Raw genomic sequence first — 23,218 nt, 5'->3', positions numbered from 1 at the left:
GAATCACCCGCAGAGCGGTTCAATCAATGTGTTGCATCCATCGGTTGAACTCACAGTTCAAACCAGACTTTCAGATTTTATTGTGATTTATCTACGAAATCTGCAGTGTAGGTTTGAGCAAATGCACTTTTACTTGGAAAAACTTGCCAATAAAACCAATCCAGCTAGAAACTCAGACTACAAGTTTTAACTCTATTTTACCGTTTTCAAGAATGCTCCCATTGTCGGCGTTACACACGAAATCAGCCCACCATTGCATCATGGGACGACGTTGCTCAAGATAGTCACTGCGGTTATAAGCACGCCGAACCTCATTCTTATCCACATGAGCAAGTGCTGCCTCAATAACATCAGGCGGAAAGCCTTGTTCATTAAGAGCCGTGCTGGCAATTGATCTCAGCCCATGCGAAACGAGCACTCCACCAAAACCTGCGCGTTTTAGCGATGCGTTAACGGTCTGACTGTTCATTGGCTGGTTTGGCTTGATGCGGCTGGGAAAGATAAATTCTCGATTTCCACTTAACGGCTTCATCATCTCCAATATCGCAATCGCTTCATCTGACAATGGAACAGTATGGTCACGGTTCATTTTCATGCGTGCTGCAGGAATCTTCCACTCTCGGGCTTCCATGTCTACCTCTTCCCAGCGAGCTTCAGCCGCTTCGGCAGGGCGGGTAATAGTAAGAAGTTGCCACATGAACAGGCAGCGTGTGGAAAGGCTAATGCTGGCTGTTCGCATTGTCTGCATCAGTTGAGGTAGCTGATTCGGTCGAATGCTGGGCATGTTCTTTTTCTGAGGCTTCTCGAAGGCTTTACCGATATTAACGCTGGGAACAGCATCAATCAGCCCTGTGTTTTGGGCATAGATCATGACCTCATTAATGCGCTGGCACAGGCGACGAACGGTTTCCAGTGCTCCTCTGGCCTGAACCGGTTGGACGGCCTGAACCAGTGTGTGAGCTTTAATATCTGTAACGCTAACGTCGCCAATTGCAGGAAAGACATCTCTTTCAAGAGAGCGCCAGATATCGTCGGCATAGTCCTCTGTCACGCTGGCTTTCTTCACATTCCACCATCGTTCAGCCACGAGTTGGAAAGTATTGGTTTTAGCTTCAAGCGAACTGCGAAGTTGTTCTTGCTGATGTTCCTGTGGATCGATTTGTTTCGCCAGGAGAGAGTGTGACTCTGCCCGGTAGTTTCGGGCATCGGCAAGCGTAACTGACGGGTAGGGGCCTATGCTCTTCTTCGCCCGTTTCTTGGTAACAGGGCGAATGTAGCGAAACTGCCAGATTTTGCTGCCGCTGGATTTGATGAGTAGCTCAAGGCCATCACCATCATAGAGAACGTAGTCCGCTTCCTTAGGCTTAGCAGATTCGATTTCTTTAACGGATAGAGGTTTGGTTTGTCTTGCCATTGCCGGGTTTCCATAGTTTTAGGCACCTCAAAAACAATAAAGCTTTATGAGGTGCCTAACAAGGTGCCTAAAAGGTTCGGATTTAATTAGTTGGCATCAGACTTCGCGGGACAAATTCAAGGCACAAAAAAGCCCGCAGGGCTTGCGCCGTGCGGGCTCTTAGGACTTCATCGGATGACTCTGGTAATCACCGATGGAGAATTTTGGTGGAGCTGGCGGGAGTTGAACCCGCGTCCGAAATTCCTACATCCTCGGCACTACATGCTTAGTCCAGTCTTTACATTCGCTGGCCAGCTGCGGACGGACACGCCACTGACAAACTAGCCTGATTAGTTTTAACGCTTCAACCCCAGGCAGGGCTTCCACGCGATCTCTTTTGGGTTTGACCTCTCTTTATTCCCCGTCTTAAGAGCGGAAGCTAGGGAGAGAGGGCTCTTAGCAGGTTATTAAGCTGCTAAAGCGTAGTTTTCGTCGTTTGCGACTATTTTTTGCGGCTTTTTACGAGGCCAACCGCCCCTCGGCATGCACCTTGGGTTTCGCGAATCCCGTCGAATCCAGAATCAGCCCCAATGTGTTAAGGCGAGTATAACAGATTTGTGAATGGAGTTACCAGCACTCGTTCGCACGATTATGGGGGCTGGGTGGGTGAAAAAGCAGCATCAACAACGATATAGCGCATAAGGGCCAGCTGAGCCGGCCCTTAAAAAGAGGGGATTAGCGGCCGGCGTGTTTCATAATACGGGCTTTATCCAGCGCCCACTCGCGATCTTTGAGGTCGGTACGCTTGTCGTGCTGTTTCTTACCTTTGGCGACGCCGATCTTCACTTTGCACCAGGCGTTCTTCCAGTACAGCGACAGGGCCACGACGGTGTAGCCTTCACGGTTGATACGGCCGTACAGGGCGTCCAGCTCGCGCTGATTAAGCAGCAGCTTACGGGTACGCGTCGGGTCACAGACGTAGTGGGTTGAGGCCACGGCCATCGGCGTAAAGTTGGCGCCGAAGAGATAGGCTTCGCCATCTTTCAGGATGACATAACTGTCGCTGATGTTGGCTTTGCCGGCGCGCAGGGATTTGACTTCCCACCCTTGCAGGGCAAGACCAGCCTCGTATTCATCTTCGATAAAGTATTCATGGCGGGCGCGTTTATTCAGCGCAATGGTGGCTGATCCAGGTTTGTGGGCTTTTTTCTTGGTCATAATGTCCTGAAGTCATTGCTAAACGGGAACACAGTACCTCAATCCATCCTGCGAGGTGTAATGCGCTATCTTAGCACGAGTTGCGGCACAGCGTTTTTTTTAGCGGCAGATAAATGATATTATTTACCGCGTGTATAAATGTGGAACTCGCTATGCCTCAGATTAGCCGTACTGCGCTGGTGCCCTTCAGTGTGGAACAGATGTATCAACTCGTAAATGACGTGAAGTCCTATCCTGATTTTTTGCCTGGCTGCACCGGGAGTCGTGTGCTGGAGTCTGGGCCGACGCAAATGATGGCGGCGGTTGATGTATCCAAAGCAGGCATCAGTAAGACCTTTACGACACGCAATACCCTTACCAGTAACCAGAGCATTTTGATGAGCCTGGTCGATGGGCCGTTTAAAAAGCTGATAGGCGGCTGGAAGTTTATCCCGCTGAGCTCGGATGCCTGCAAAATTGAGTTTCATCTCGATTTTGAATTCACCAACATGCTGATTGAGATGGCGTTTGGTCGCATCTTTAAAGAGCTGGCGTTAAATATGGTGCAGGCTTTCACGGCCAGGGCCAAAGAGGTTTATCGTGCCGGCTAACATCGTGGTGGAAGTGGCTTATGCCCTGCCGGAGAAGCAGTACCTGCAAAGCGTAAAGCTTGAAGAGGGCGCTACGGTTGAACAGGCGATCATTGCCAGCGGCCTGCTGGCGCTGCGCGGCGATATCGATCTGGCGAAAAATAAGGTCGGAATATACAGTCGCCCGGTTAAACTGCATGATGTGGTGCATGATGGCGATCGGGTGGAAATCTATCGCCCGCTGATTGCCGATCCGAAAGAGCTGCGTCGTCAGCGCGCGGAGAAAAACGCCGGGAAATAGCGACTGCAGGAATAAAAAAAGCGCTCAATGAGCGCTTTTTTTATTCCTGCAGCAAGGTATTTACCACATTACTCGTTGGTCAGAGCCGGTTTGTTATCAATATTGGTTAACACGCCGCTGCTGTTAAAGGTCAGCGTTAGCGTCTGCTGGGTGATATTTTCATGCCCAGGCTGCTGACGGAAAACATAGAACCAGGTGTTGGTACCAAACGGATCCGACATCATTGGGGTACCCAGCGCATACGCAACCTGCTGTTGCGTCATGCCGACACGAATTTTTGCTACATCGTTAGGTGCCAGATAGTTACCCTGGTTGATATCAGGACGGTAAACCACTCGTTCCAGAGTGGAACAGCCTGCGGTCAACATGAGAAGAACCGCTGCGGCAGCAGTCAGCGTTTTACAGCGCATAGTGATTTTATTCCTTTTCGGGCCCGAGCAGTACGTGGCTCATCTGTAATATGCCGATAATAATAGACCTTTGCCCAGTTGGAAACCTTCGACTGCAGGTCTTACGGCAATTTGCTGTTCACTATGACTCTGCGAAAATCAAAAAGTTTACGCCGCGAGCAACTCTTTCGCGTTTGCCAGCGTGTTGCGGGTAACTTCGCTCCCGCCCAGCAGACGGGCCAGTTCCTGCAGCCGCGCCCGTTTGTCGAGCGGGTGCATATGGGTTTCCGTCATCTCGCCGTCGGTCTCTTTGCAGACGAAGAAATGATGATGGCCGCAGCCGGCAACCTGCGGCAGGTGAGTGACGCACATGACCTGGGTAGATTCGCCCAGTTGACGCAGCAATTTGCCCACCACCGCTGCCGTCGGGCCGCTGATGCCGACATCCACCTCATCGAAAATCAGGGCCGGCGTTTCCATCTTCCGCGCAGTAATGACCTGAATGGACAGCGCAATACGCGACAGTTCGCCACCGGAAGCGACTTTAGCAATGGGCTGAAGCGGCTGCCCGGGGTTCGTGGTGACGCGGAACTCGATACGGTCGGCCCCTTCGGCGGTGAGATGGCGCTCATCAAAGGCTACCTCGATGGCAAATACTCCGTGAGGCATGGAAAGTGAGCGCATACTCTCAGTGATTAACTGCGCCAGCTCTTCCGCGCTGCTTTGACGCAGAGCGTGCAACTGCCGGGCGCTCTCCAGCGCCAGCTGATGGTGCTCTACCACGGTCTGGCTAAGGGATTCCAGTGAACCCGCGCTGTCGTCCAGCAGGCGCTGCTCTTCCAGCAGCGCCTGATAAAAAGCGGGGAGCTCTTCCGGGGTAATCTGATGCTTACGTGCCAGGGCTATCTGGCGAGAGATGCGCTGCTCCAGCTCGAACAGACGATTCGGGTCGAGATCCAGGCGGTCGCTATAGTGACGCAGTTCATTGCTGGCTTCGCTGAGCTGGATAGCCGCCTCTTCAAGCATATCCAGCACGCCCGAGAGCTTGCTGTCCATACCGGTGAGCTCGGTCACCAGTTGCCTGGCGGTGTAGAGCTGGCTCTGTAGATTGGCCTCTTCGCCGTCTGCGAGCACCGTCAGGGCGTGCTGGCAGGTGGTCAGCAACTGGCCGCTGTTGGCCAGACGTTTGTACTCTTCATCAATTTGTTCGAACTCGCCCGGCTGCGGATTGAACTCATTCAACTCTTTCAGCTGATATTGCAGCAGGTCGGCGCGGGCTGCGCGTTCCTGGCTCTGCTGCTGATGCTGGGCCAGCTCGCGGCAGCTTTGATGCCACTGGCGGTAGTGTTCAGCCATACGCTGAGTAAGCGCATACTCACCGGTGTAGCCATCGAGCAGCGTTTTTTGATGTTCAGGCCGGGTCAGCAGCTGGTGCGCGTGCTGGCCGTGAATCTGGATAAGCAGCTGGCCGAGCTCACGAAGCTGAGAGAGCGGGACGGCGGTGCCATTAATAAAACCGCGGGAGCGGCCGTCGGTACTGATGACGCGGCGAAGTAAACACTCACGTCCGCTTTCCAGCTGGTTCTCCTCCAGCCAGCGCTGCGCCGCCGGAGTATCTTTTAAAGCGAAGCGGGCGCACAGGTCTGCACGGCTGGCGCCTCTGCGCACCATGTCTGCTTCGGCTCTTCCGCCGAGGCACAGCCCCAGCGCATCAATGGCAATAGATTTCCCGGCACCGGTTTCCCCGGTGATAGCGGTCATTCCGCTGTGAAAATCGATTTCCAGTTCACGAACGATAGCAAAGTTACTGATGGTGAGTTGCGCCAGCATAGCTGCCTTCCTGTATGAAAAACCATTACTGTGTTTTCGTACAGTATAAACTGGTTTTTTATCCAGTAAAGAGGCAGCCGCTAAAATCAGAACAATTTTTTCGACCAGCCGAGTTTTGTGCTCAATGTATTGAAATAGCTGTAATCTTTTGGGTGGATAAGGTTCAGATGATAATCGCAGCGGTGGATAAGGACATCTTCGCCATCCTGAATCGGCAACGCTATCTGGCTGTCGCAGCTGATCTCCAGATCGCTGCAGCGCTGGGAAAAACGCAGGCGGATGGTGCTGTCGCCGTTAATCACCAGCGGGCGCGCCGATAGCGTATGCGGGAACATTGGCACCAGGGTGATGGCATCTAATGAGGGGGTCAGAATGGGGCCGCCAGCGGAGAGTGAATAGGCGGTGGACCCCGTCGGCGTGGAGATAATCAGGCCGTCCGAGCGCTGGGAGAAGGCAAACACCTCATCGATATACACTTCGAACTCAATCATATGCGCGACTTTGCCCGGGTGCAGGACCACTTCATTAATCGCTGTGCTGATGCGCTTCTGGCAATCTTGCTGGCAGACCTGGGCTTCCAGCAAAAAGCGTTTTTCCGAAATGTAGTGGCCTTCCAGTACGTCGGCGAGCTGCTGTAGGGCGTTATCCGGGTCAAGATCGGTCAGAAAACCGAGATTGCCGCGGTTAATGCCGATGACGTTGATATCGTAACGCGCCAGCGTTCGCGCCGCGCCGAGCATATTGCCGTCGCCGCCCACCACAACCGCCAGATCCGCCTGCTGGCCAATTTCCGCCAGCGTGCCCGTTTTGACGTTGCTAAGCTGGAGTTCATGGGCAATCTGTTGTTCGACCAGAACTTCGTAGCCTTTGCCGGAGAGCCAGCGCCAGAGCATTTCATGTGTGGTCAGCGCGGTTGGGTGACGAGGGTGTCCCACAATGCCTATACACTTGAAATGGTTCTTCATGTTCTGGATGTCCTTGCGTTAAATGAATGATGACAATCTGACAGCTTCCCTTGAAACCCGGAAACGGATCCCCATAATAAGCGAAGTTAGCGAGATGAATGCGAAAAAAACGCGGAGAAATTCATGAGTAGTAAAGAACAGAAAACGCCTGACGGGCAAGCCCCGGAAGAAATTATCACGGAACAGCACGAGAACGTTGAGGCGGTTGAGCCTGAAGTTTCTGCTGAGCAGGTGGATCCGCGCGATGAAAAAATTGCGAATCTGGAAGCGCAGCTGGCTGAAGCTCAGACTCGTGAACGCGATGGTGTCCTGCGCATAAAAGCGGAAATGGAAAACCTGCGTCGTCGTACCGAACTGGACGTGGAAAAAGCGCACAAATTTGCCCTTGAGAAGTTCATTAACGAACTGCTGCCGGTTATCGACAGCCTGGACCGCGCGCTGGAAGTGGCCGATAAAGCCAATCCGGACATGGCTTCCATGGTTGAAGGCATCGAGCTGACGCTGAAGTCGATGCTGGATGTCGTACGCAAATTCGGCGTGGAAGTGATTGCCGATACCAACGTGCCGCTGGATCCGAACGTGCACCAGGCCATCGCCATGGTCGAGTCTGACGATGTGGCTGCTGGCAACGTGCTGGGCGTGATGCAAAAAGGCTATACCCTGAACGGTCGCACCATTCGCGCAGCGATGGTGACCGTGGCGAAAGCGAAGTAACCTGCCTTCAACGGCCGCCGCAAGGCGGCCGTTTTTCTTTGCTGTCCGCAGCCCGGGAAATCGCGGGCAAAAAAAACGGCGAACCCTGGGTTCACCGTCCTGGCATCAGGCCAGTCGATTACTCGGCGGCGCTTTCACGAAGGGGCTTCACCGGGTTGACCTTCACCTGCTTAATCATGTTGTCCTGGACGTCGAGAATATCGATATCATATTGCTCAATGCGCACGCGCGTGCCGGGAACCGGGATCTCTTCCAGCGCCTCCAGAATAATCCCGTTAACCGTGCGGGCCTCATCTTCCGGCAAATGCCAGTTAAACGCTTTATTGATTTCACGCACGCTGGCGCTGCCATCGATAATGACGGTTCCGTCAGTTAATGGCGTGACCTCTTCAGCCAGCGTCGGCGACATTGAGGTAGTGAAATCACCGACAATCTCTTCGAGAATGTCCTCTACCGTCACCAGCCCCTGGATATCGCCGTACTCATCGACCACCAGACCGACTTTCTTCTTATTGCGCTGGAACTTCACCAGTTGCGTACTGAGCGGCGTCCCTTCCGGTACGAAGTAAATTTCATCGGCGGCGCGCAGCATCACCTCTTTAGTGAACTCTTTTTTCTCGGTCATCAGGCGATAGGCTTCACGCACGCGCAGCATGCTGATGGCGTCGTCCAGCGAGCCGCGATACAGCACGATGCGCCCGTGAGGAGAGTGGGTAAGCTGACGAACGATTGACTTCCAGTCGTCGTTAATATCAATACCGATGATTTCATTGCGCGGGACCATGATGTCATCGACGCTGACCTTTTCGAGATCCAACACCGACAGCAGCATGTCCTGGTTACGGCGGGAGATTTGGGTCCGCGACTCGTTCACGATGGTGCGCAGCTCATCTTTGCTCAGCGCGCCGCTGACGATGATATCGGTTTTGATGCCCATCATGCGCATCAGCAGGCGGGTGATGGTGTTCAGCAGCCAGACCAGCGGCATCATCAGCACCTGCAGCGGCGCCAGTAAGAAGCTGCTCGGATAGGCGACTTTTTCCGGATACAGCGCGGCGATGGTTTTAGGCAGGACCTCGGCGAAAACCAGGACCACGAAGGTCAGCACGCCGGTGGCAATAGCCACCCCGGCATCGCCATACAGACGCATGCCAACAATCGTCCCCAGCGCAGAGGCGAGGATGTTGACGAGGTTATTGCCGATCAGGACCAGGCTGATTAAACGGTCGGGCTTACGCAGCAGTTTTTCGACGCGTTTTGCCTGGCGGCTGCCTTGTTTCGCCATATGCCGCAGTCGATAGCGGTTCAGGGTCATCATCCCGGTTTCGGAGCCGGAGAAATAGGCAGAGATAATCACCATGATAATCAGCGTCACGATCAGCGTGGTGGTAGATATGTGTTCCAGGGGGGACTCCTTAACGCCTGGTCCGGTAGGCTATTTTATGAGCCTGCTGGCGCGGAGCGCAGCCAGTCTTCAGGCTTTTTGCAATGATGACACCTACCGGGACAGGCAGGTGTTCGGGATTAACTAATAAACTGTTGCAGCACGCGGCTGCCAAAGTAAGCCAGCGTCAACAGGCCTGCGCCGGTGACGTTAAACCAGACCACCCGACGACCGCGCCATCCTTCATGATAGTGGCCCCACAACAGAACGATATAGACGAACCACGCGACGATCGACAGCACGGCTTTATCGATATTTTCCGTGCCAAACAGGTTATGCATATAAAACAAACCGGTGCACAGCGTCAGCGTCAGCAGGACCACCCCGACCTGGGTAATATGGAACATTTTACGCTCGATACTCATCAGCGGCGGCATTTCATGGCTGAAGGCCAGCTTTTTGTTTTTCAGCTGATAATCGATCCATGCCAGCTGGAGCGCATACAGCGCGGCAATAATCAGCGTCGCGTACGAGAAGAGCGACAGGCCGATGTGCACCAGCATTCCCGGCGTGGTTTCCAGATGGGTGATGTATTCGTTCGGCACGAAAGTGGCGAAAGCCAGGTTAATCAACGCAAATGCGTAGACGATAGGCAGCAGCAGCCAGCCGCGGTTGCGCGATGCGACGATAGTCATCACGCTACAGATCATCAGACTGACCAGCGAACCGACGTTCAATAAACTGAGATTCTGTCCACTCTCGCCGCCAGGGAAAATACGTGACTCCAGCGCAAAAGCATGACAAATCAACGCAATAGTTGCGGAAAGAATCGCCATTCGCCGCCAGCTGCTGTTTTTTTGCAACAGGCCGGGGATGATCAGCGCAAGGCTGATGGAGTAGGCGACAAGCGCGAGCAGAGCAAAAACAGGCATATGGGTGTCGACTGTTGACTAAATAAGAAAGAGAAGCAGTATAGCGTCACGCGACGTCGGCTCCAACCGTTGCATCACATCGCGCGTCATGTCGTGTTATACTGCGCCAAATCCGTGTTTTCGTGTCGCTGCTGCGACCGACAGTTTCCACCTCAGGCGAGAGACAATGTTTGATAATTTAACCGATCGTTTGTCGCGTTCGCTGCGCAACATTAGCGGCCGCGGACGCCTTACCGAAGACAATATTAAAGACACCCTGCGTGAAGTTCGCATGGCGTTGCTGGAAGCAGACGTCGCGCTGCCTGTTGTTCGTGACTTCATCAGCCGCGTTAAAGAGAGCGCGGTGGGTCATGAAGTAAACAAAAGCCTGACCCCGGGTCAGGAGTTTGTCAAAATCGTACGTAACGAGCTGGTTGCGGCGATGGGCGAAGAGAACCAGGCGCTGGATTTAGCCGCTCAGCCACCGGCCGTCGTGCTGATGGCGGGTCTGCAGGGGGCGGGTAAAACCACCAGCGTCGCCAAGCTGGGTAAATTCCTGCGTGAGAAGCACAAGAAGAAAGTGCTGGTAGTCTCTGCGGACGTTTATCGCCCGGCGGCGATTAAACAGCTGGAAACACTGGCACAGCAGGTTAACGTTGATTTCTTCCCGTCCGATGTGGGCCAGAAGCCGATCGATATCGTGAACGCCGCGCTGAAAGAAGCGAAGCTGAAGTTCTATGACGTGCTGCTGGTGGATACCGCCGGTCGTCTGCACGTTGATGAAGCGATGATGGACGAAATCAAACAGGTCCACGCTTCGCTTAACCCGGTAGAAACGCTGTTCGTCGTTGATGCGATGACCGGTCAGGATGCCGCGAATACCGCCAAAGCGTTTAACGAAGCGCTGCCGCTGACCGGCGTGGTGCTGACTAAAGTCGATGGCGACGCTCGCGGCGGTGCCGCGCTGTCGATTCGCCATATCACCGGCAAACCGATTAAGTTCCTCGGCGTGGGTGAAAAGACCGAAGCGCTGGAGCCGTTCCACCCGGATCGTATTGCTTCCCGTATTCTCGGCATGGGCGACGTGCTGTCGCTGATCGAAGATATCGAGAGCAAGGTTGACCGCGCGCAGGCCGAGAAACTGGCCTCCAAGCTGAAGAAAGGCGATGGTTTCGACCTGACCGATTTCCTTGAGCAACTGCGTCAGATGAAAAACATGGGCGGCATGGCCAGCCTGATGGGCAAGCTGCCGGGCATGGGGCAGATCCCGGACAACGTGAAATCGCAGATGGATGACAAAGTGCTGGTGCGGATGGAGGCGATCATCAACTCGATGACCCTGAAAGAGCGCGCTAAGCCGGAAATCATTAAAGGTTCACGTAAGCGTCGCATCGCCGCCGGCTGCGGGATGCAGGTGCAGGATGTGAACCGTCTGCTGAAGCAGTTCGACGATATGCAGCGCATGATGAAGAAGATGAAGTCGAAAGGCGGCATGATGAAGATGATGCGCGGGATGAAAGGGATGATGCCGCCAGGATTCCCAGGTCGCTAATACGCGTCATAATTCAAGCCGCAGATGCGTTGGCTGCATTCGCTCACCCCGGTCACGTACTTGTGTACGCTCCCGGGGATTTGCTCACTTGCCGCCTGCCTGCAACTCGAATTATTTAGCGTATTGTAGTTTTGAATTGATTTTTGCACAGAAATCAGTAAAATTTTCGGGCTTTTAATATGGCACCCGGGCTCCGTTCCTCGATGGGGCCCGGGTGTTCTATTCACACAAGAGGATGTTATGGTAACTATTCGTTTAGCTCGTCACGGCGCTAAAAAGCGTCCGTTCTACCAGGTTGTTGTCACCGACAGCCGTAATGCACGCAACGGTCGCTTCATCGAGCGCGTTGGTTTCTTCAACCCGATCGCTTCTGCGAACGAAGAAGAAACGCGTCTGGATCTGGATCGTATCGCTCACTGGGTTGGCCAGGGCGCTACCGTTTCCGATCGCGTTGCCGCGCTGATCAAAGCAGCAAACAAAGCAGCTTAATCTGTCACGGTGGTCATGATGAGCAAGCAACACACCGCACAAGCACCTGTTGATCCGATCGTATTGGGCAAGATGGGTTCTTCCTACGGTATCCGTGGTTGGCTCAGAGTGTTTTCCTCCACCGAAGACGCCGAAAGCATTTTTGACTATCAGCCCTGGTTAATCCAGAAGGCGGGTCAGTGGCAGGTCGTTGAGCTGGAAAGCTGGCGCCACCATAATCAGGACATCGTTATTAAGCTGAAAGGCATTGACGATCGTGATGCTGCGAATCTGCTGACGAATTGCGAAATTGTCGTGGACTCCTCGCAGCTGCCGAAGCTCGAAGAGGGTGACTATTACTGGAAAGACCTGATGGGCTGCCAGGTAGTAACCACAGAAGGCTATGGCCTGGGTAAAGTCATCGACATGATGGAAACCGGGTCAAATGACGTTCTCGTCATTAAGGCAAACCTGAAAGATGCATTTGGTATCAAGGAGCGGCTGGTTCCGTTCCTCGATGGGCAGGTTATCAAGAAAGTCGATCTCGCTACTCGCACAATCGAAGTAGACTGGGATCCTGGTTTTTAAATTCTCCGGATAAACGGTAAAAGACGGCGCTATGTGGATTGGCATAATTAGCCTGTTTCCTGAAATGTTCCGCGCAATTACCGATTACGGGGTAACTGGCCGGGCAGTAAAAAATGGCCTGCTGAGCATCCAGAGCTGGAGTCCTCGTGACTTTGCTCATGACCGGCACCGTACCGTGGACGATCGTCCTTACGGCGGCGGACCGGGGATGCTAATGATGGTGCAACCCTTACGGGATGCCATTCACACAGCAAAAGCCGCGGCAGGTGAAGGCGCAAAGGTGATTTATCTGTCACCTCAGGGACGCAAGCTTGATCAAGCGGGCGTCAGCGAACTGGCCACGAATCAGAAACTGATTCTGGTGTGCGGTCGCTACGAAGGCATAGATGAGCGCGTAATCCAGACCGAAATTGACGAAGAATGGTCAATCGGTGATTACGTCCTCAGCGGTGGTGAGTTACCAGCCATGACGCTGATTGACTCCGTTTCCCGGTTTATTCCGGGGGTTCTGGGTCATGAAGCATCGGCAACGGAAGATTCCTTTGCCGATGGATTACTGGACTGCCCACACTATACCCGTCCTGAAGTGTTAGAAGAGATGGAAGTACCGCCAGTTTTGCTGTCGGGAAACCATGCTGAGATTCGTCGCTGGCGTTTGAAACAGTCGCTGGGCCGTACCTGGCTTAGAAGACCTGAACTTTTGGAAAACCTGGCTCTGACTGAAGAGCAAGCAAAGTTGCTGGCGGAGTTCAAAACTGAACACGTAAAACAGCAGCATAAACATGATGGGATGGCGTAAGCCCCCAATATCAGTTTACCCAGGATAAGAGATTAAATTATGAGCAACATTATTAAGCAACTTGAACAAGAACAGATGAAGCAGGACGTACCTTCCTTCCGTCCGGGTGATACCGTGGAAGTGAAAGTATGGGTTGTTGAAGGTTCCAAAAAACGTCTGCAGGCATTCGAGGGCGTGGTTATCGCTATTCGTAACCGCGGTCTGCACTCTGCATTCACTGTTCGTAAAATTTCCAACGGCGAAGGCGTTGAGCGTGTCTTCCAGACTCACTCTCCGGTAGTTGACAGCATTGCTGTTAAACGTCGTGGTGCTGTACGTAAAGCTAAACTGTACTACCTGCGTGAGCGTACCGGTAAGTCTGCTCGTATCAAAGAGCGTCTTAACTAAGATTCGCTTTCGCGACATCCTGATGAAAAGGGCTGGCCTGATGGGCCGGCCCTTTTTTTATCCTCAATTTAACCATTCTGATGTAAATCATTTACAATATCGCTCTCATTTCGGAGGGGCGGTGGTCAGTAAACTTTCTCAACAATCAGCATTCAAACGGCGGGCCGCATGGCTGGCGTTGTTTTCGATCCTGCTGATTGTGATTGCGCCGCTGATCTCGGTCTCACTGCAAAAAGATCCGCTGAGCGCTATGCCCGGCATGCATCATGCGATGATGATGGCGGATATGCCGCATGAGCAGACGATGTCCCACCCGGCGGTTTCTCCTGTGTCGCAGTCGACGCACACGATGCCGCTCGACCATGCGGAGGCCTGTGGCTACTGCGTGCTGCTGGCTCACGTTCCGGGGCTGCTCTTTGCGCTGGCGCTGCTTCTCTCCGCCGCCCTGCGTCGCGTGCGCGTTCTTTTTTCCTGCCTGGTGCTAAAGCGTCGGCATTACTTCCCCTGGCTGTACCCCGAAACCCGCGCGCCGCCGCAGCGCCCTGCTTTTTCTGCCTTCTAAAAATAACGATGCGCATAGCGCTACGTCCTCTTTTTGCTTTCAGAAAGGAAAAGTATGACTACCTGCACCTCGCGCGCGGCATGGCTGAACCTGCTGCGACGCCTCCATTTTTATATTGGTCTGTTTGTCGGGCCGTTTATCTTCGTGGCGGCCCTCACCGGGACGCTGTACGTGGCCACTCCGCAGCTGGAGAACTGGCTCTATCAGGATGCTCTGCATGGTTCACTGCACGGCGAACGTCAGCCGCTTAGCGCCCAGCTGGCGGTTGCGGAAGAGACGACTCAGGGGAATCTTCGTTTACAGGCGCTGCGCCCGGCCATTAAGGCCGGGGAGACCACGCGGGTGATGTTTGCCGATCCGCAGTTGGGCGTGTCTGAGTCACGGGCTATCTTTATCGACCCGGTAACGCTGAAGGTGAAGGGCGATATGACGGTCTATGGAACCAGCGGAATTCTACCGCTACGCCAGTGGATCGATTACGCCCATAGATCGTTGCTGCTTGGGGATAGCGGTCGGCTCTATAGCGAGCTGGCGGCATCCTGGATGTGGGTTGCGGCACTCGGTGGCATTGTCCTTTGGGCGATGACTCGTCCCCGCAAGCGGATAAATAACCGTATGCAGAATAGCCGTCGCCTGCATGTTTCTCTGGGCTGGGCGCTACTGGCCGGTATGCTGCTCTTCTCCGCCACCGGGCTGACCTGGTCGCAGTGGGCCGGTGGCAATGTGGATAAAATGCGCGCGGCATTCGGCTGGTTGACGCCGCAGGTGAATACGCAACTGCATAGCGCCATGCCGATGCCGCATGATCCGCATGCCGGACATCACATGGCGCATAGGGCAGATGCGGCGCCGGCGCCGAAAGGCGAACAGTTTGATCGGATGCTGACGATTGCGCGGGCGGCGGGTCTCGATGCCAGCAAGCTGGAAATCCGCCCTCCGGCAGCGGCGGGGCGGGCGTGGACGGTCAATGAGATTGACCGAAGCTGGCCTACGCAGGTAGACGCCATAGCGGTGGATGGGGAGAGCATGCAGGTTGTCGATCGCACCCGCTTTGCCAGTTTCCCGCTCATGGCGAAGTTGACCCGCTGGGGCGTCGATTTTCATATGGGGATTCTGTTTGGTCTTGCCAATCAACTGCTGCTGATCGCGTTTGGGATCGCGCTGTGCGTGATGATTGTGGTGGGATATCGCCTGTGGTGGATCCGCCGCCCGGCGCATGCGGCGTTTAATCCGGCGAATACCCTGATTCAGGCCTGGTTCAACCTCGGATGGCCTGCCCGCGCGCTCATGCTGGCGATAGCAGTCATGTTGGGGCTGGCGCTACCGTTAATGGGCGCCAGCCTCGCGGCAGGACTGGTCGTTGACTCTCTGCGCTGGCGGGCGGCAACGGCCGCCATGCTCGCGAAGTCGGCCGACTAAGTGCCTACGGCGTGCTGATGACTACCGTGACGCGGCGGTTTTCAGCACGTCCTTTCGCCGTATCGTTGCTGGCAATAGGATATTTTTTACCTAACCCGCGGGTGGTTAAATTGCTGCGCGGGATATTGGCTCCCTTCGCCCAGGCATCCGCGACGATGTCGGCGCGTTTAAGCGACAGCGTTTCGTTATAGCTGTTTTCACCGTAGTTATCGGTGTGCCCATCTAACCGCGCGTGCGTAATCCCGGTAGACGCCAGGCGAGAGGCCATTTTCTGGATTTGCGCCAGGCTATCGCTGCGCAGATGGTAGTCGTTTTTATCAAACAGGATGCTGTCGGACAAACCCAGCGACCAGTCGCCATCGCTTTGCGTAAAGCCGTAAGACTGCATGGCGGCAACCTGTTCCTGAGAGAATTTTCCTTGCGGGGCCCGGCAGCCAGTGAGTAAAACCGCGGCTATCAGCGCGGGAGCAAAATATTTCCTGATCATGGTTGTTCCTTTTATTTTTGTCCTTGCGCAAGACGCCGGTGTTTCATCCGATACATATTTTGATCGGCGAACTCCTGCAGGTTCTCCGCGCACGCGTGTTCCCAGGCCAGCGCGTAGCCGATGCTGAGTGACAGGGTCGCAGTGTGGCCGTTATGCAGATTAAACGGCTTGAGAAACTGGCCGGATAACGATGCGCAGAGCGCCTTCACTTCCGCCTCTGAGTGAACGTCACGTAGCAAGATTGCGAATTCGTCACCGCCTAAACGCCAGGCCTGATGGGGCTTGCTGGCAAAACTCATCAGCCGGCTGGCGACTTCGATGAGGACCTTGTCGCCCGTCGCATGACCCCAGTTATCATTAATCAGCTTAAAATTATCGCCATCAAGAAAGAGTAGCGCCGAACTGCGTCTGGCGGTCTCATCTTTCATTAATGTACTGATAACGTTGCGAAACGCAGCGCGATTGGCCAGCCCGGTGAGAGGATCATGCAACGAGGTGCGTAACAGCTGGGCATTTTTAGCCTGTAACTGCTGCTGCCAGTCCTCCATTTCACCCAACAGGCTATTAAAGTCCTGGGCAAACAGATGGAACTCCTCGATACGCTCATCAGGGACCCGGCGGGAGAAGTGGCGGTTTTCCCGGATATCATGGACCACCTCGGTAATGCTTTGTAAGGCGGCGACGATACCATGGTGCAGAGAATGCGTCAGCAATAAGGCGATGAATGAGGCCAGCAGAATACTGCCGGTTAACACGATAATGGATATGCCGAGGAAGTGGCTTATCAGGCTGTCCAGCGCCGTCAGCCGAAGTTCGCCGATGACCTTCCCCTGATGCCAGATTGGCTGGATTGTGGGTTCCGGAAACAGCCATTGGCTGATGATGCCGCTGAGTTTTTCCTGCCGAACCAGGTCCGTATTACGCCAGACGGCAAAGTGTTTTTGCTGGCTATCCAGCACCAGCGCTTCTGAGAACTGCCCCTGCTTTCCGAGCGTGGCCAGCGTCTCTTCTGCCGCGGCGCTGTCAGCGAAAACCAGCGCCGCTTCAAGACTACGGCTCATTGTGGCGGCCGTCAGCGCCTGATTCTTCTGCGCATACTGTTTCAAGGTAAAGATTGATGCGGTACTCAGCAATAGCCAGACCAGGGTCATAGAGATAACCACGCTTATCACACTGATGCGGCGTAGTGCTCGTTTAAAAGTGGGGCGCGGAGCCTGAGAGAAATCCTTATTCATGCGCGTTATTCCGGGCAAGCATCAGTACGTCTGGACTAACCCGCACACCGCTGTGTGTCAGGACATCCAGATTCACGGAGAATCTGACCCTTTTGTCATTTATGATCAGGCAAAAAGCACTGCCGATTGCACACTCGCTATTTTGTTCTGCAATGAGTAACAGGGGACGCGATGGGTATTCCGCCGTGAGCTTCGCCTGTTGAGAGGGTGACTCGCTGCCAAAATAAAATCCATCGCAGACCGCGTTCAGCGCTTCTTCTGTATTACGCACAATGACCGGTTTGTACGGTAAAGCCTCAGGTTGTTCCTGAGCCAGGCTGTAGGTATAACGCGAGGTAGAAAAAATACACAACCTGGGCGGGCCAGATAATGCTGGCCAGCGGGTATAGGTGACGATACCCGAAACAATAGCCCGGACATTTTTAGGCGCGTCTGCGGCAAAAGCGGGATAGCCCACGATAAATAACAAAAAAATAAAAAAAAGACGGTAAAGCTCTTTCATTAACAACGGATCCGTCAGGTTCGTCGGGGTGCATGAATTGCAATCGCTGATGCCCGGCGCAGGATACCATTGTTGCTGGGGAGCGTCATTAATCGCCACCTTCGCTTTGTGATAATTCTGGCCAGGATTATTCGTAAACCAGGATGGGTGAAAGGTGAGCTTTAGCATGGGAAATATCGAGTTGTACTAATATCTTTACACATATGGCGAAATAAAGGGCCATTTAATTTGCTAGTGTAAATTAAAATTTACGGATTATGGATTGAAATCTTTACTTTGTGTGGTATCGTTACGTCACTCCTCGCTGAGGAACCGACTATCGCAAACGAGCTACACAGGATCGCAATCATGCAAAAAGACGCGCTGAATAACGTACATATTACCGACGAACAGGTTCTGATCACGCCGGATCAACTGAAAGCTGAATTCCCGCTGAGCCTCGAACAAGAAGCGCAAATTGCGCAGTCCCGTCAGACGATATCTGACATTATTGCCGGCCGCGATCCGCGTCTGCTGGTGGTGTGCGGACCTTGCTCGATTCACGATCCAGAGGCGGCAATTGAATACGCTCATCGTTTTAAAGCACTTGCCGAAGAGGTCAGCGATAGCCTCTACCTGGTCATGCGCGTCTATTTTGAAAAACCCCGTACTACCGTGGGCTGGAAAGGGTTGATTAACGATCCGCATATGGATGGCTCGTTTGATGTTGAAGGCGGTCTGAAGATTGCACGTCGCTTGCTGGTAGAGCTGGTGAATATGGGATTACCGCTGGCGACAGAAGCGCTGGATCCAAACAGCCCGCAGTACCTCGGCGATCTGTTTAGCTGGTCGGCTATCGGCGCGCGCACCACCGAGTCCCAGACTCACCGTGAAATGGCTTCAGGTCTGTCAATGCCGGTTGGTTTTAAAAACGGTACCGACGGTAGCCTGTCAACGGCCATTAACGCGATGCGCGCCGCGGCGATGCCGCACCGCTTCGTCGGGATTAACCAGGCCGGCCAGGTTTGCCTGCTGCAAACCCAGGGGAATCCGAACGGCCACGTTATTCTGCGCGGCGGTAAAGCCCCTAACTACGGTCCGGAAGATGTCGAAAAATGTGAAAAAGAGATGTCTCAGGCGGGACTGAAACCGTCGCTGATGGTAGATTGCAGTCATGGGAATTCTAATAAAGACTACCGCCGCCAGCCTGCGGTTGCGGAATCCGTCGTCGCACAGATTAAAGATGGTAATCGTTCCATCATTGGTCTGATGATCGAAAGTAATATCCACGAAGGTAATCAGTCTTCTGAGCAGCCGCGTTGTGATATGAAATACGGCGTGTCCGTCACCGATGCCTGCATCAGCTGGGAAACGACTGATGCACTGCTCCGCGAACTGGATCAAGATCTGCGCGGTCATCTGGCGGCTCGTCTGGGGTAAGAGGATAGTATGGTTGCTGAACTGACCGCGTTACGCGATCAAATTGATGAAGTCGATAAGGCGCTGCTGGGGCTACTGGCTAAGCGCCTGGAGCTGGTCGCTGAAGTCGGAGAGGTCAAAAGCCAGTATGGGCTGCCGATTTACGTCCCGGAGCGGGAAGCTGCGATGCTGGCTTCCCGGCGCGAAGAGGCGTCGGCGCTGGGTGTTCCGCCCGATCTTATCGAAGACGTGCTGCGTCGCGTCATGCGCGAGTCATATTCCAGCGAGAATGATAAAGGCTTCAAAACGCTGTGTCCGAATCTGCGCCCGGTGGTGATTGTCGGCGGCGGCGGGCAGATGGGGCGCCTGTTTGAGAAAATGCTGACGCTTTCAGGCTACCAGGTACGTATCCTGGAGAAAGACGACTGGGCGCGGGCTGCGGACATTGTTGCCGATGCCGGAATGGTCATCGTCAGCGTGCCTATTCATGCGACGGTCGATACAATTGGTCAGCTGCCGCCGTTACCGGCGGACTGCATCCTGGTCGATCTGGCGTCGGTGAAAGCGGAACCTTTACAGGCGATGCTGGCCGCGCACCGTGGTCCGGTACTGGGTCTGCACCCGATGTTCGGGCCGGACAGCGGCAGCCTGGCGAAGCAGGTGGTGGTTTACTGCGATGGTCGTCAGCCGGAGGCGTATCAGTGGTTCCTTGAGCAGATTCAGGTCTGGGGCGCGCGTCTGCACCGTATCAGCGCCGTTGAACATGACCAGAATATGGCTTTTATTCAGGCGCTACGTCATTTTGCGACCTTTGCCTACGGCCTGCATCTGGCGGAAGAAAACGTTCGCCTGGAACAGCTGTTGGCGCTGTCCTCACCGATTTACCGCCTTGAGCTGGCGATGGTTGGCCGCCTGTTTGCGCAGGATCCGCAGCTGTATGCGGATATTATTATGTCGTCGGAAAACAATCTGGCGCTGATTAAACGCTACTACCAGCGCTTTGGTGAAGCGATTGGCCTGCTGGAGCAGGGGGATAAACAGGCGTTTATCGACAGCTTCCGCAAGGTGGAGCACTGGTTTGGCGATTATGCCCAGCGCTTCCAGAGCGAAAGTCGGACGCTGCTGCGTCAGGCAAATGATAACCGGCAGTAACGGAAAAGCGTATATAATCAAAGCCAGAGGGGAAACCCGCTGGCTTTTTTTATAGGGATGAAAACGATGGCTGAACCACAACCGCTGTTTGATTACGCAGGGCATCTGCCGGAATGTCCGACCTGGAGTGAAGCCGAGCAGGCGCTCTACTGGGCCGATATTCTGGAGTGTGAAATTCACCGTTACGACATCCGCAGCGGCGAACATCAGGTTCTGCAGTTTCCCGAAGAAGTGGGTTGCTTTGCCCTGCGTGAGAAAGGGGGCTTCATTGTGGCGTTACGCAGCGCTATCTGGCTTACCGATGCCCACGGCCTGTTGCGGCGTAAAATTTGTGATAATCCGGGCAATCCTCAGCTGGCACGCTTTAACGATGGCGGCACCGATCGCGACGGGCGTTTTTATGCCGGTACATTCTGGGGGCCGGGCGATTATAACGGCGCGCTGTTAATGCGTATCAACCACGATCTGACGCCTCGGGTGATTCAGTGCGATATCCATGGCGCCAACGGTCTGGCCTTTAGCGCCGACAGGCGTTGGATGTACACCTCGGATACGCCAAATGCTGTTATCTACCGCACTCCGCTGGATGAGCAGGGCGAGCCCGGCAAACGCGAAGTTTTTCGTCGGTTTCAGCCTGGAGAAGGCATCCCTGACGGGGCGGCCGTGGATGAAGAGGGTTGCTACTGGAGTGCGATGTTTGATGGCTGGCGTATCGCCCGTTTTTCACCGACCGGTGAACAGCTGGAAGAGTACCGATTGCCGGTGCGCTGCCCGACAATGGTCTGTTTTGGCGCCGCGGATATGCGCACGTTGTACATCACGACCACGCGGGAAAATATGTCTGCCGACGAAGTCCGGCAATATCCGCTTTCCGGCGCGATCTTCACCCTGCCGGTGGCGGTGGCAGGGATGAAGAAACCCGTATTTACAGAGCGTTAGATAGGGTCGACCGGCACGACGTTTTCGCCTGGGTAGCAACCCAGAACCTTCATGGAACGAGTAATCTCGGCCAGCTCTTTTAATGCCTTACGCATCGGCATTGAGTCCAGGTTGGCCTGGATATCCAGATAAAACATCTCTTCCCACGGATTGCCGTGAATCGGACGAGATTCCAGCTTGGTCATGATCAGGTTGTGATTGCGCAGCACCAGCAGCGCTTCAACCAGCGCACCGGCCTGCTGGCCGGTTGCCATGAGCAGTGTGGTCTTGGCCGGTACCTGATCGGAAACATTCACCGCTTTACGTGCCAGCACCAGGAAACGGGTGATGTTTTGCGTCTGATTTGCCTGGCAATGTTCAAGAACCTGCAGGCCATACAGCGCACCACCGGCTTCGCTACCCAGCGCGGCAACGCCCGGCGAGTTCGCCTGCGCCACTTTTTCCATTGCCGCAGAGGTACTTTCCGTGTATTCGATTTTCCAGTGCGGATAACGGCTCAGGTACTGGCTGCACTGCTGGAACGGCTGAGGGTGACTGTATACGGTCTGAATGTGCTGCGGATCGGTTGAAGCCGAGACCAGAACGCAGTGATCGATTGGGATCGTGAGTTCACCGACGATCGACAGGCTGGTATGTTGCAACAGATCGTAGACATCGTTGATGCCACCGGAGCTGGTATTTTCGATAGGAACGACCGCGTAGTCGGCCTGACCGGTTTCCACCTGGTTAAAGATATCGGCAAATTTCGCGCAGCCGCTCTCAATAAACTGTTCGAAATGGCGCGCCGCGTACTGGCGTGCGGCCAGATGTGAATATGACCCTTTTGGTCCCAGGAAAGCCACACGCGCTGAATGCGGATTGATTTTATTCAGATGCTGTTGCAGCAGCGTTTGCTGGGTGAGAACGGAATCCTCGATGATCAGCTGAAACAGGCGGGTGATGTAGTGGGCATCCAGATGGTGGCTTTTCCCCAGCGTGATCAGGCGCTCCAGCAGATCGCGCTCGCGGTCGATATCGCGAACCGGACGGTGCGATGCCAGCTTTGCTTTACCGACCTCTACAGCCAGTCCGCGGCGTTCCGCCAGCAGCGCGAGCAGTTTTTCATCCAGAGCGCTGATCTTATCGCGCAGAGCCAGTAACGGGTTTTCCTCGGTCATATGTGTTGCCTTTCTTGTTATTGATTTATCAATAAAAAAGGCCTCCCTTTTGGGAGGCCTTGTTGTTCGTCTTCGCATTCTTTATCACACGACGAATCGCCTCCCGTTCAGGGGAAGGTAAAAAAGAATGCGAAGAAGAACGCTAGTCGTTTCACAATGAATTCCTTTGCTCAGTTGAGATTACAGTACCCGTACTGTTTTCATCCTGTCAATAAAAAACGCGCCCGAAGGCGCGTGGCGTTACACAATATTAAGTTAAGGATTACTCTTCTTCTTCCACAAAGCCTGCCTCTTTCACCGATGTTGCGGCGCGGCGGGCTTCCCCTTTGTGTTGCACTTTATTCAGCTGCCGTTCCAGCTTGTTGATCAATTCGTTGATAGCGACGTACATATCTTCATTTCTTCCGCTGGCGACCAGATGCCCGTTTGGCGTATTGATGGTTGCGTCAGCGACAAAACCCTGCGGCTCTTTAGACAGAATGATGTGCGGGTTGATTAAGTGGGTTTGCCATTTATCCAGTTTAGCGAGACGGTCTGCGACATGCTGGCGAATTGCCGGAGTAATTTCCATTTGTTTACTGGTAATGTTCATTGTCATAAATTTTACCTCTTGTCTTTCCCGTCTTGGTGAACTCAGCATACCTCTCCCAATGTCAATATGTGTGATCAATATCACATTTTAATGTCACTTTTTGTCAACGAATTCATTTTGTGAGGCAGGGCAGGAACAGGTGAGATTTTTCTTGTCGGAAAGGGGAAAGAGAGTCATATTTGATAGGATGCCCCAGCGCTAAAACGCTTCAGCTCTGGGGGCTTAACCATAAAAAACGGCAGCTCGCGGCTGTAATGCCAGTCAGTTAAGCAACTGACTGGCCCTTTTTCGGGGCTGTGGGGTATTT

At 54.0% G+C, this 23,218-nt stretch carries 27 protein-coding genes, 1 other RNA gene and 1 other annotated feature; of the genes, 14 read left to right on the top strand and 14 right to left on the bottom strand.

Annotated features, from left to right (window positions below; all coding sequences use genetic code 11):
* Positions 1 to 190: hypothetical protein (locus tag CWM52_RS26570; protein ID WP_206057736.1), on the top strand; the 190-nt coding region annotated here is incomplete at its 5' end.
* Here the strand turns inward: CWM52_RS26570 and CWM52_RS24460 are convergent.
* The 3 genes from CWM52_RS24460 to smpB form a co-directional block, all read right to left on the bottom strand.
* Positions 173 to 1,414, bottom strand: coding sequence for an integrase (locus tag CWM52_RS24460; protein ID WP_100686432.1), 1,242 nt, complete (start codon positions 1,412 to 1,414; stop codon positions 173 to 175). The genes CWM52_RS26570 and CWM52_RS24460 overlap by 18 nt on opposite strands.
* Positions 1,415 to 1,618: 204 nt before the next feature.
* Positions 1,619 to 1,982, bottom strand: a transfer-messenger RNA (tmRNA) gene (gene ssrA / locus CWM52_RS24455).
* 146 nt (positions 1,983 to 2,128) lie between these two features.
* Positions 2,129 to 2,611, bottom strand: coding sequence for an SsrA-binding protein SmpB (gene smpB / locus CWM52_RS24450; protein ID WP_004866580.1), 483 nt, complete (start codon positions 2,609 to 2,611; stop codon positions 2,129 to 2,131).
* 152 nt (positions 2,612 to 2,763) lie between these two features.
* Here smpB and CWM52_RS24445 point away from each other — a divergent pair, with 152 nt between their 5' ends.
* Together CWM52_RS24445 and CWM52_RS24440 are read left to right on the top strand one after the other, a co-directional pair.
* On the top strand, positions 2,764 to 3,201 hold the full coding sequence (locus CWM52_RS24445; RefSeq protein ID WP_206057737.1) for a type II toxin-antitoxin system RatA family toxin: 438 nt from the start codon (positions 2,764 to 2,766) through the stop codon (positions 3,199 to 3,201).
* Positions 3,191 to 3,481 (top strand): RnfH family protein, encoded by a 291-nt coding sequence (locus CWM52_RS24440; RefSeq protein ID WP_100686430.1) that lies wholly within the window; start codon positions 3,191 to 3,193, stop codon positions 3,479 to 3,481. Before CWM52_RS24445 ends, CWM52_RS24440 begins: the two co-directional genes overlap by 11 nt.
* 68 nt (positions 3,482 to 3,549) lie before the next feature.
* Here the strand turns inward: CWM52_RS24440 and bamE are convergent, their stop codons facing one another.
* The 3 genes from bamE to nadK all read right to left on the bottom strand — a co-directional run bounded on the left by bamE (position 3,550) and on the right by nadK (position 6,665).
* Positions 3,550 to 3,891, bottom strand: coding sequence for an outer membrane protein assembly factor BamE (gene bamE / locus CWM52_RS24435; RefSeq protein WP_100686429.1), 342 nt, complete (start codon positions 3,889 to 3,891; stop codon positions 3,550 to 3,552).
* A 147-nt stretch (positions 3,892 to 4,038) separates the two neighbouring features.
* On the bottom strand, positions 4,039 to 5,700 hold the full coding sequence (gene recN, locus CWM52_RS24430) for a DNA repair protein RecN (RefSeq protein WP_100686428.1): 1,662 nt from the start codon (positions 5,698 to 5,700) through the stop codon (positions 4,039 to 4,041).
* Between the two features lie 86 nt (positions 5,701 to 5,786).
* Entirely contained in the window at positions 5,787 to 6,665 is an 879-nt protein-coding gene (gene nadK / locus CWM52_RS24425) for an NAD(+) kinase (RefSeq protein WP_004866566.1), read from the bottom strand.
* A gap of 123 nt (positions 6,666 to 6,788) precedes the next feature.
* On the opposite strand from nadK, the gene grpE reads away from it, so the two are divergent.
* The gene (grpE, locus tag CWM52_RS24420; protein ID WP_100686427.1) at positions 6,789 to 7,379 is read left to right on the top strand and encodes a nucleotide exchange factor GrpE; all 591 of its coding nucleotides are present in this window, start codon (positions 6,789 to 6,791) and stop codon (positions 7,377 to 7,379) included.
* A gap of 118 nt (positions 7,380 to 7,497) precedes the next feature.
* Here grpE and CWM52_RS24415 read toward each other — a convergent pair whose 3' ends face one another.
* Positions 7,498 to 8,784, bottom strand: coding sequence for an HlyC/CorC family transporter (locus CWM52_RS24415; protein ID WP_100686426.1), 1,287 nt, complete (start codon positions 8,782 to 8,784; stop codon positions 7,498 to 7,500).
* A gap of 119 nt (positions 8,785 to 8,903) precedes the next feature.
* Positions 8,904 to 9,695: a cytochrome C assembly family protein gene (locus CWM52_RS24410; protein ID WP_100686425.1), complete on the bottom strand. Its 792-nt coding sequence runs from the start codon at positions 9,693 to 9,695 to the stop codon at positions 8,904 to 8,906.
* A gap of 166 nt (positions 9,696 to 9,861) precedes the next feature.
* Between CWM52_RS24410 and ffh the strand changes: the two genes are divergently transcribed.
* From ffh to CWM52_RS24375, 7 genes are all read left to right on the top strand, one after another.
* Positions 9,862 to 11,226: a signal recognition particle protein gene (gene ffh, locus CWM52_RS24405; RefSeq protein ID WP_100686424.1), complete on the top strand. Its 1,365-nt coding sequence runs from the start codon at positions 9,862 to 9,864 to the stop codon at positions 11,224 to 11,226.
* Positions 11,227 to 11,466: 240 nt separating this feature from the next.
* On the top strand, positions 11,467 to 11,715 hold the full coding sequence (gene rpsP / locus CWM52_RS24400; protein WP_004866550.1) for a 30S ribosomal protein S16: 249 nt from the start codon (positions 11,467 to 11,469) through the stop codon (positions 11,713 to 11,715).
* An 18-nt stretch (positions 11,716 to 11,733) separates the two neighbouring features.
* On the top strand, positions 11,734 to 12,282 hold the full coding sequence (gene rimM, locus CWM52_RS24395; protein ID WP_004866548.1) for a ribosome maturation factor RimM: 549 nt from the start codon (positions 11,734 to 11,736) through the stop codon (positions 12,280 to 12,282).
* 31 nt (positions 12,283 to 12,313) lie between these two features.
* Positions 12,314 to 13,081, top strand: coding sequence for a tRNA (guanosine(37)-N1)-methyltransferase TrmD (trmD, locus tag CWM52_RS24390; protein WP_100686423.1), 768 nt, complete (start codon positions 12,314 to 12,316; stop codon positions 13,079 to 13,081).
* A 39-nt stretch (positions 13,082 to 13,120) separates the two neighbouring features.
* Positions 13,121 to 13,468 (top strand): 50S ribosomal protein L19, encoded by a 348-nt coding sequence (rplS, locus tag CWM52_RS24385; protein WP_002914145.1) that lies wholly within the window; start codon positions 13,121 to 13,123, stop codon positions 13,466 to 13,468.
* A 121-nt stretch (positions 13,469 to 13,589) separates the two neighbouring features.
* Complete coding sequence (locus tag CWM52_RS24380) at positions 13,590 to 14,030, top strand: DUF2946 domain-containing protein (RefSeq protein WP_100686422.1); 441 nt, start codon at positions 13,590 to 13,592, stop codon at positions 14,028 to 14,030.
* Positions 14,031 to 14,084: 54 nt separating this feature from the next.
* Positions 14,085 to 15,449, top strand: coding sequence for a PepSY-associated TM helix domain-containing protein (locus tag CWM52_RS24375; protein WP_100686421.1), 1,365 nt, complete (start codon positions 14,085 to 14,087; stop codon positions 15,447 to 15,449).
* 4 nt (positions 15,450 to 15,453) lie between these two features.
* Here CWM52_RS24375 and CWM52_RS24370 read toward each other — a convergent pair whose 3' ends face one another.
* Genes CWM52_RS24370 through CWM52_RS24360 form a run of 3 tightly spaced genes read right to left on the bottom strand, consistent with a single transcriptional unit; the run spans position 15,454 to position 17,673 of the window.
* Positions 15,454 to 15,936 carry an OmpA family protein gene (locus CWM52_RS24370; protein ID WP_100686420.1) on the bottom strand — a complete coding sequence of 161 codons (483 nt, stop codon included), beginning with the start codon at positions 15,934 to 15,936 and terminating at the stop codon, positions 15,454 to 15,456.
* 11 nt (positions 15,937 to 15,947) lie between these two features.
* On the bottom strand, positions 15,948 to 17,171 hold the full coding sequence (dgcN, locus tag CWM52_RS24365; protein ID WP_100686419.1) for a diguanylate cyclase DgcN: 1,224 nt from the start codon (positions 17,169 to 17,171) through the stop codon (positions 15,948 to 15,950).
* Complete coding sequence (locus CWM52_RS24360) at positions 17,164 to 17,673, bottom strand: YfiR family protein (RefSeq protein WP_100686418.1); 510 nt, start codon at positions 17,671 to 17,673, stop codon at positions 17,164 to 17,166. The genes dgcN and CWM52_RS24360 overlap by 8 nt, the downstream gene beginning before the upstream one ends.
* A 348-nt stretch (positions 17,674 to 18,021) precedes the next feature.
* On the opposite strand from CWM52_RS24360, the gene aroF reads away from it, so the two are divergent.
* The 3 genes from aroF (at position 18,022) to CWM52_RS24345 (ending at position 21,162) form a co-directional block, all read left to right on the top strand.
* Positions 18,022 to 19,092, top strand: coding sequence for a 3-deoxy-7-phosphoheptulonate synthase AroF (aroF, locus tag CWM52_RS24355; RefSeq protein ID WP_100686417.1), 1,071 nt, complete (start codon positions 18,022 to 18,024; stop codon positions 19,090 to 19,092).
* Between the two features lie 9 nt (positions 19,093 to 19,101).
* Positions 19,102 to 20,223 carry a bifunctional chorismate mutase/prephenate dehydrogenase gene (gene tyrA, locus CWM52_RS24350; RefSeq protein WP_032696867.1) on the top strand — a complete coding sequence of 374 codons (1,122 nt, stop codon included), beginning with the start codon at positions 19,102 to 19,104 and terminating at the stop codon, positions 20,221 to 20,223.
* Between the two features lie 66 nt (positions 20,224 to 20,289).
* Positions 20,290 to 21,162, top strand: coding sequence for an SMP-30/gluconolactonase/LRE family protein (locus CWM52_RS24345; RefSeq protein WP_100686433.1), 873 nt, complete (start codon positions 20,290 to 20,292; stop codon positions 21,160 to 21,162).
* Here the strand turns inward: CWM52_RS24345 and pheA are convergent.
* The 3 genes from pheA to raiA all read right to left on the bottom strand — a co-directional run bounded on the left by pheA (position 21,159) and on the right by raiA (position 22,917).
* On the bottom strand, positions 21,159 to 22,319 hold the full coding sequence (gene pheA, locus CWM52_RS24340) for a bifunctional chorismate mutase/prephenate dehydratase (RefSeq protein ID WP_100686416.1): 1,161 nt from the start codon (positions 22,317 to 22,319) through the stop codon (positions 21,159 to 21,161). The two genes, CWM52_RS24345 and pheA, sit on opposite strands and share 4 nt — an antisense overlap.
* Before the next feature lie 31 nt (positions 22,320 to 22,350).
* Positions 22,351 to 22,475 (bottom strand) — a sequence feature (Phe leader region).
* Complete coding sequence (pheL, locus tag CWM52_RS26565; protein WP_193312497.1) at positions 22,427 to 22,474, bottom strand: pheA operon leader peptide PheL; 48 nt, start codon at positions 22,472 to 22,474, stop codon at positions 22,427 to 22,429. Its footprint overlaps the feature before it by 48 nt.
* A 106-nt stretch (positions 22,476 to 22,581) precedes the next feature.
* Positions 22,582 to 22,917 (bottom strand): ribosome-associated translation inhibitor RaiA, encoded by a 336-nt coding sequence (gene raiA / locus CWM52_RS24335; protein WP_100686415.1) that lies wholly within the window; start codon positions 22,915 to 22,917, stop codon positions 22,582 to 22,584.
* Positions 22,918 to 23,218: the final 301 nt, after the last annotated feature.

It is taken from the genome of Raoultella sp. T31, assembly GCF_002806725.1.
GTDB lineage: Bacteria > Pseudomonadota > Gammaproteobacteria > Enterobacterales > Enterobacteriaceae > Klebsiella > Klebsiella electrica.
Note: the sequence above shows the minus strand (reverse complement) of the source record. Positions and strands in the feature narration are given on the sequence as shown.

Excerpts from the sequence above, each read along its gene's own strand:
- trmD (WP_100686423.1), top strand. The coding sequence starts at position 12,314 with ATGTGGATTGGCATAATTAGCCTGTTTCCTGAAATGTTCCGCGCAATT.
- recN (WP_100686428.1), bottom strand. The coding sequence starts at position 5,700 with ATGCTGGCGCAACTCACCATCAGTAACTTTGCTATCGTTCGTGAACTG.
- CWM52_RS24375 (WP_100686421.1), top strand. The coding sequence starts at position 14,085 with ATGACTACCTGCACCTCGCGCGCGGCATGGCTGAACCTGCTGCGACGC.
- smpB (WP_004866580.1), bottom strand. The coding sequence starts at position 2,611 with ATGACCAAGAAAAAAGCCCACAAACCTGGATCAGCCACCATTGCGCTG.
- CWM52_RS24410 (WP_100686425.1), bottom strand. The coding sequence starts at position 9,695 with ATGCCTGTTTTTGCTCTGCTCGCGCTTGTCGCCTACTCCATCAGCCTT.
- CWM52_RS24345 (WP_100686433.1), top strand. The coding sequence starts at position 20,290 with ATGGCTGAACCACAACCGCTGTTTGATTACGCAGGGCATCTGCCGGAA.
- aroF (WP_100686417.1), top strand. The coding sequence starts at position 18,022 with ATGCAAAAAGACGCGCTGAATAACGTACATATTACCGACGAACAGGTT.
- dgcN (WP_100686419.1), bottom strand. The coding sequence starts at position 17,171 with ATGAATAAGGATTTCTCTCAGGCTCCGCGCCCCACTTTTAAACGAGCA.
- pheA (WP_100686416.1), bottom strand. The coding sequence starts at position 22,319 with ATGACCGAGGAAAACCCGTTACTGGCTCTGCGCGATAAGATCAGCGCT.
- CWM52_RS24445 (WP_206057737.1), top strand. The coding sequence starts at position 2,764 with ATGCCTCAGATTAGCCGTACTGCGCTGGTGCCCTTCAGTGTGGAACAG.
- CWM52_RS24360 (WP_100686418.1), bottom strand. The coding sequence starts at position 17,673 with ATGAAAGAGCTTTACCGTCTTTTTTTTATTTTTTTGTTATTTATCGTG.
- CWM52_RS24370 (WP_100686420.1), bottom strand. The coding sequence starts at position 15,936 with ATGATCAGGAAATATTTTGCTCCCGCGCTGATAGCCGCGGTTTTACTC.
- ffh (WP_100686424.1), top strand. The coding sequence starts at position 9,862 with ATGTTTGATAATTTAACCGATCGTTTGTCGCGTTCGCTGCGCAACATT.
- nadK (WP_004866566.1), bottom strand. The coding sequence starts at position 6,665 with ATGAAGAACCATTTCAAGTGTATAGGCATTGTGGGACACCCTCGTCAC.
- rpsP (WP_004866550.1), top strand. The coding sequence starts at position 11,467 with ATGGTAACTATTCGTTTAGCTCGTCACGGCGCTAAAAAGCGTCCGTTC.
- bamE (WP_100686429.1), bottom strand. The coding sequence starts at position 3,891 with ATGCGCTGTAAAACGCTGACTGCTGCCGCAGCGGTTCTTCTCATGTTG.
- rplS (WP_002914145.1), top strand. The coding sequence starts at position 13,121 with ATGAGCAACATTATTAAGCAACTTGAACAAGAACAGATGAAGCAGGAC.
- tyrA (WP_032696867.1), top strand. The coding sequence starts at position 19,102 with ATGGTTGCTGAACTGACCGCGTTACGCGATCAAATTGATGAAGTCGAT.
- grpE (WP_100686427.1), top strand. The coding sequence starts at position 6,789 with ATGAGTAGTAAAGAACAGAAAACGCCTGACGGGCAAGCCCCGGAAGAA.
- rimM (WP_004866548.1), top strand. The coding sequence starts at position 11,734 with ATGAGCAAGCAACACACCGCACAAGCACCTGTTGATCCGATCGTATTG.
- CWM52_RS24460 (WP_100686432.1), bottom strand. The coding sequence starts at position 1,414 with ATGGCAAGACAAACCAAACCTCTATCCGTTAAAGAAATCGAATCTGCT.
- raiA (WP_100686415.1), bottom strand. The coding sequence starts at position 22,917 with ATGACAATGAACATTACCAGTAAACAAATGGAAATTACTCCGGCAATT.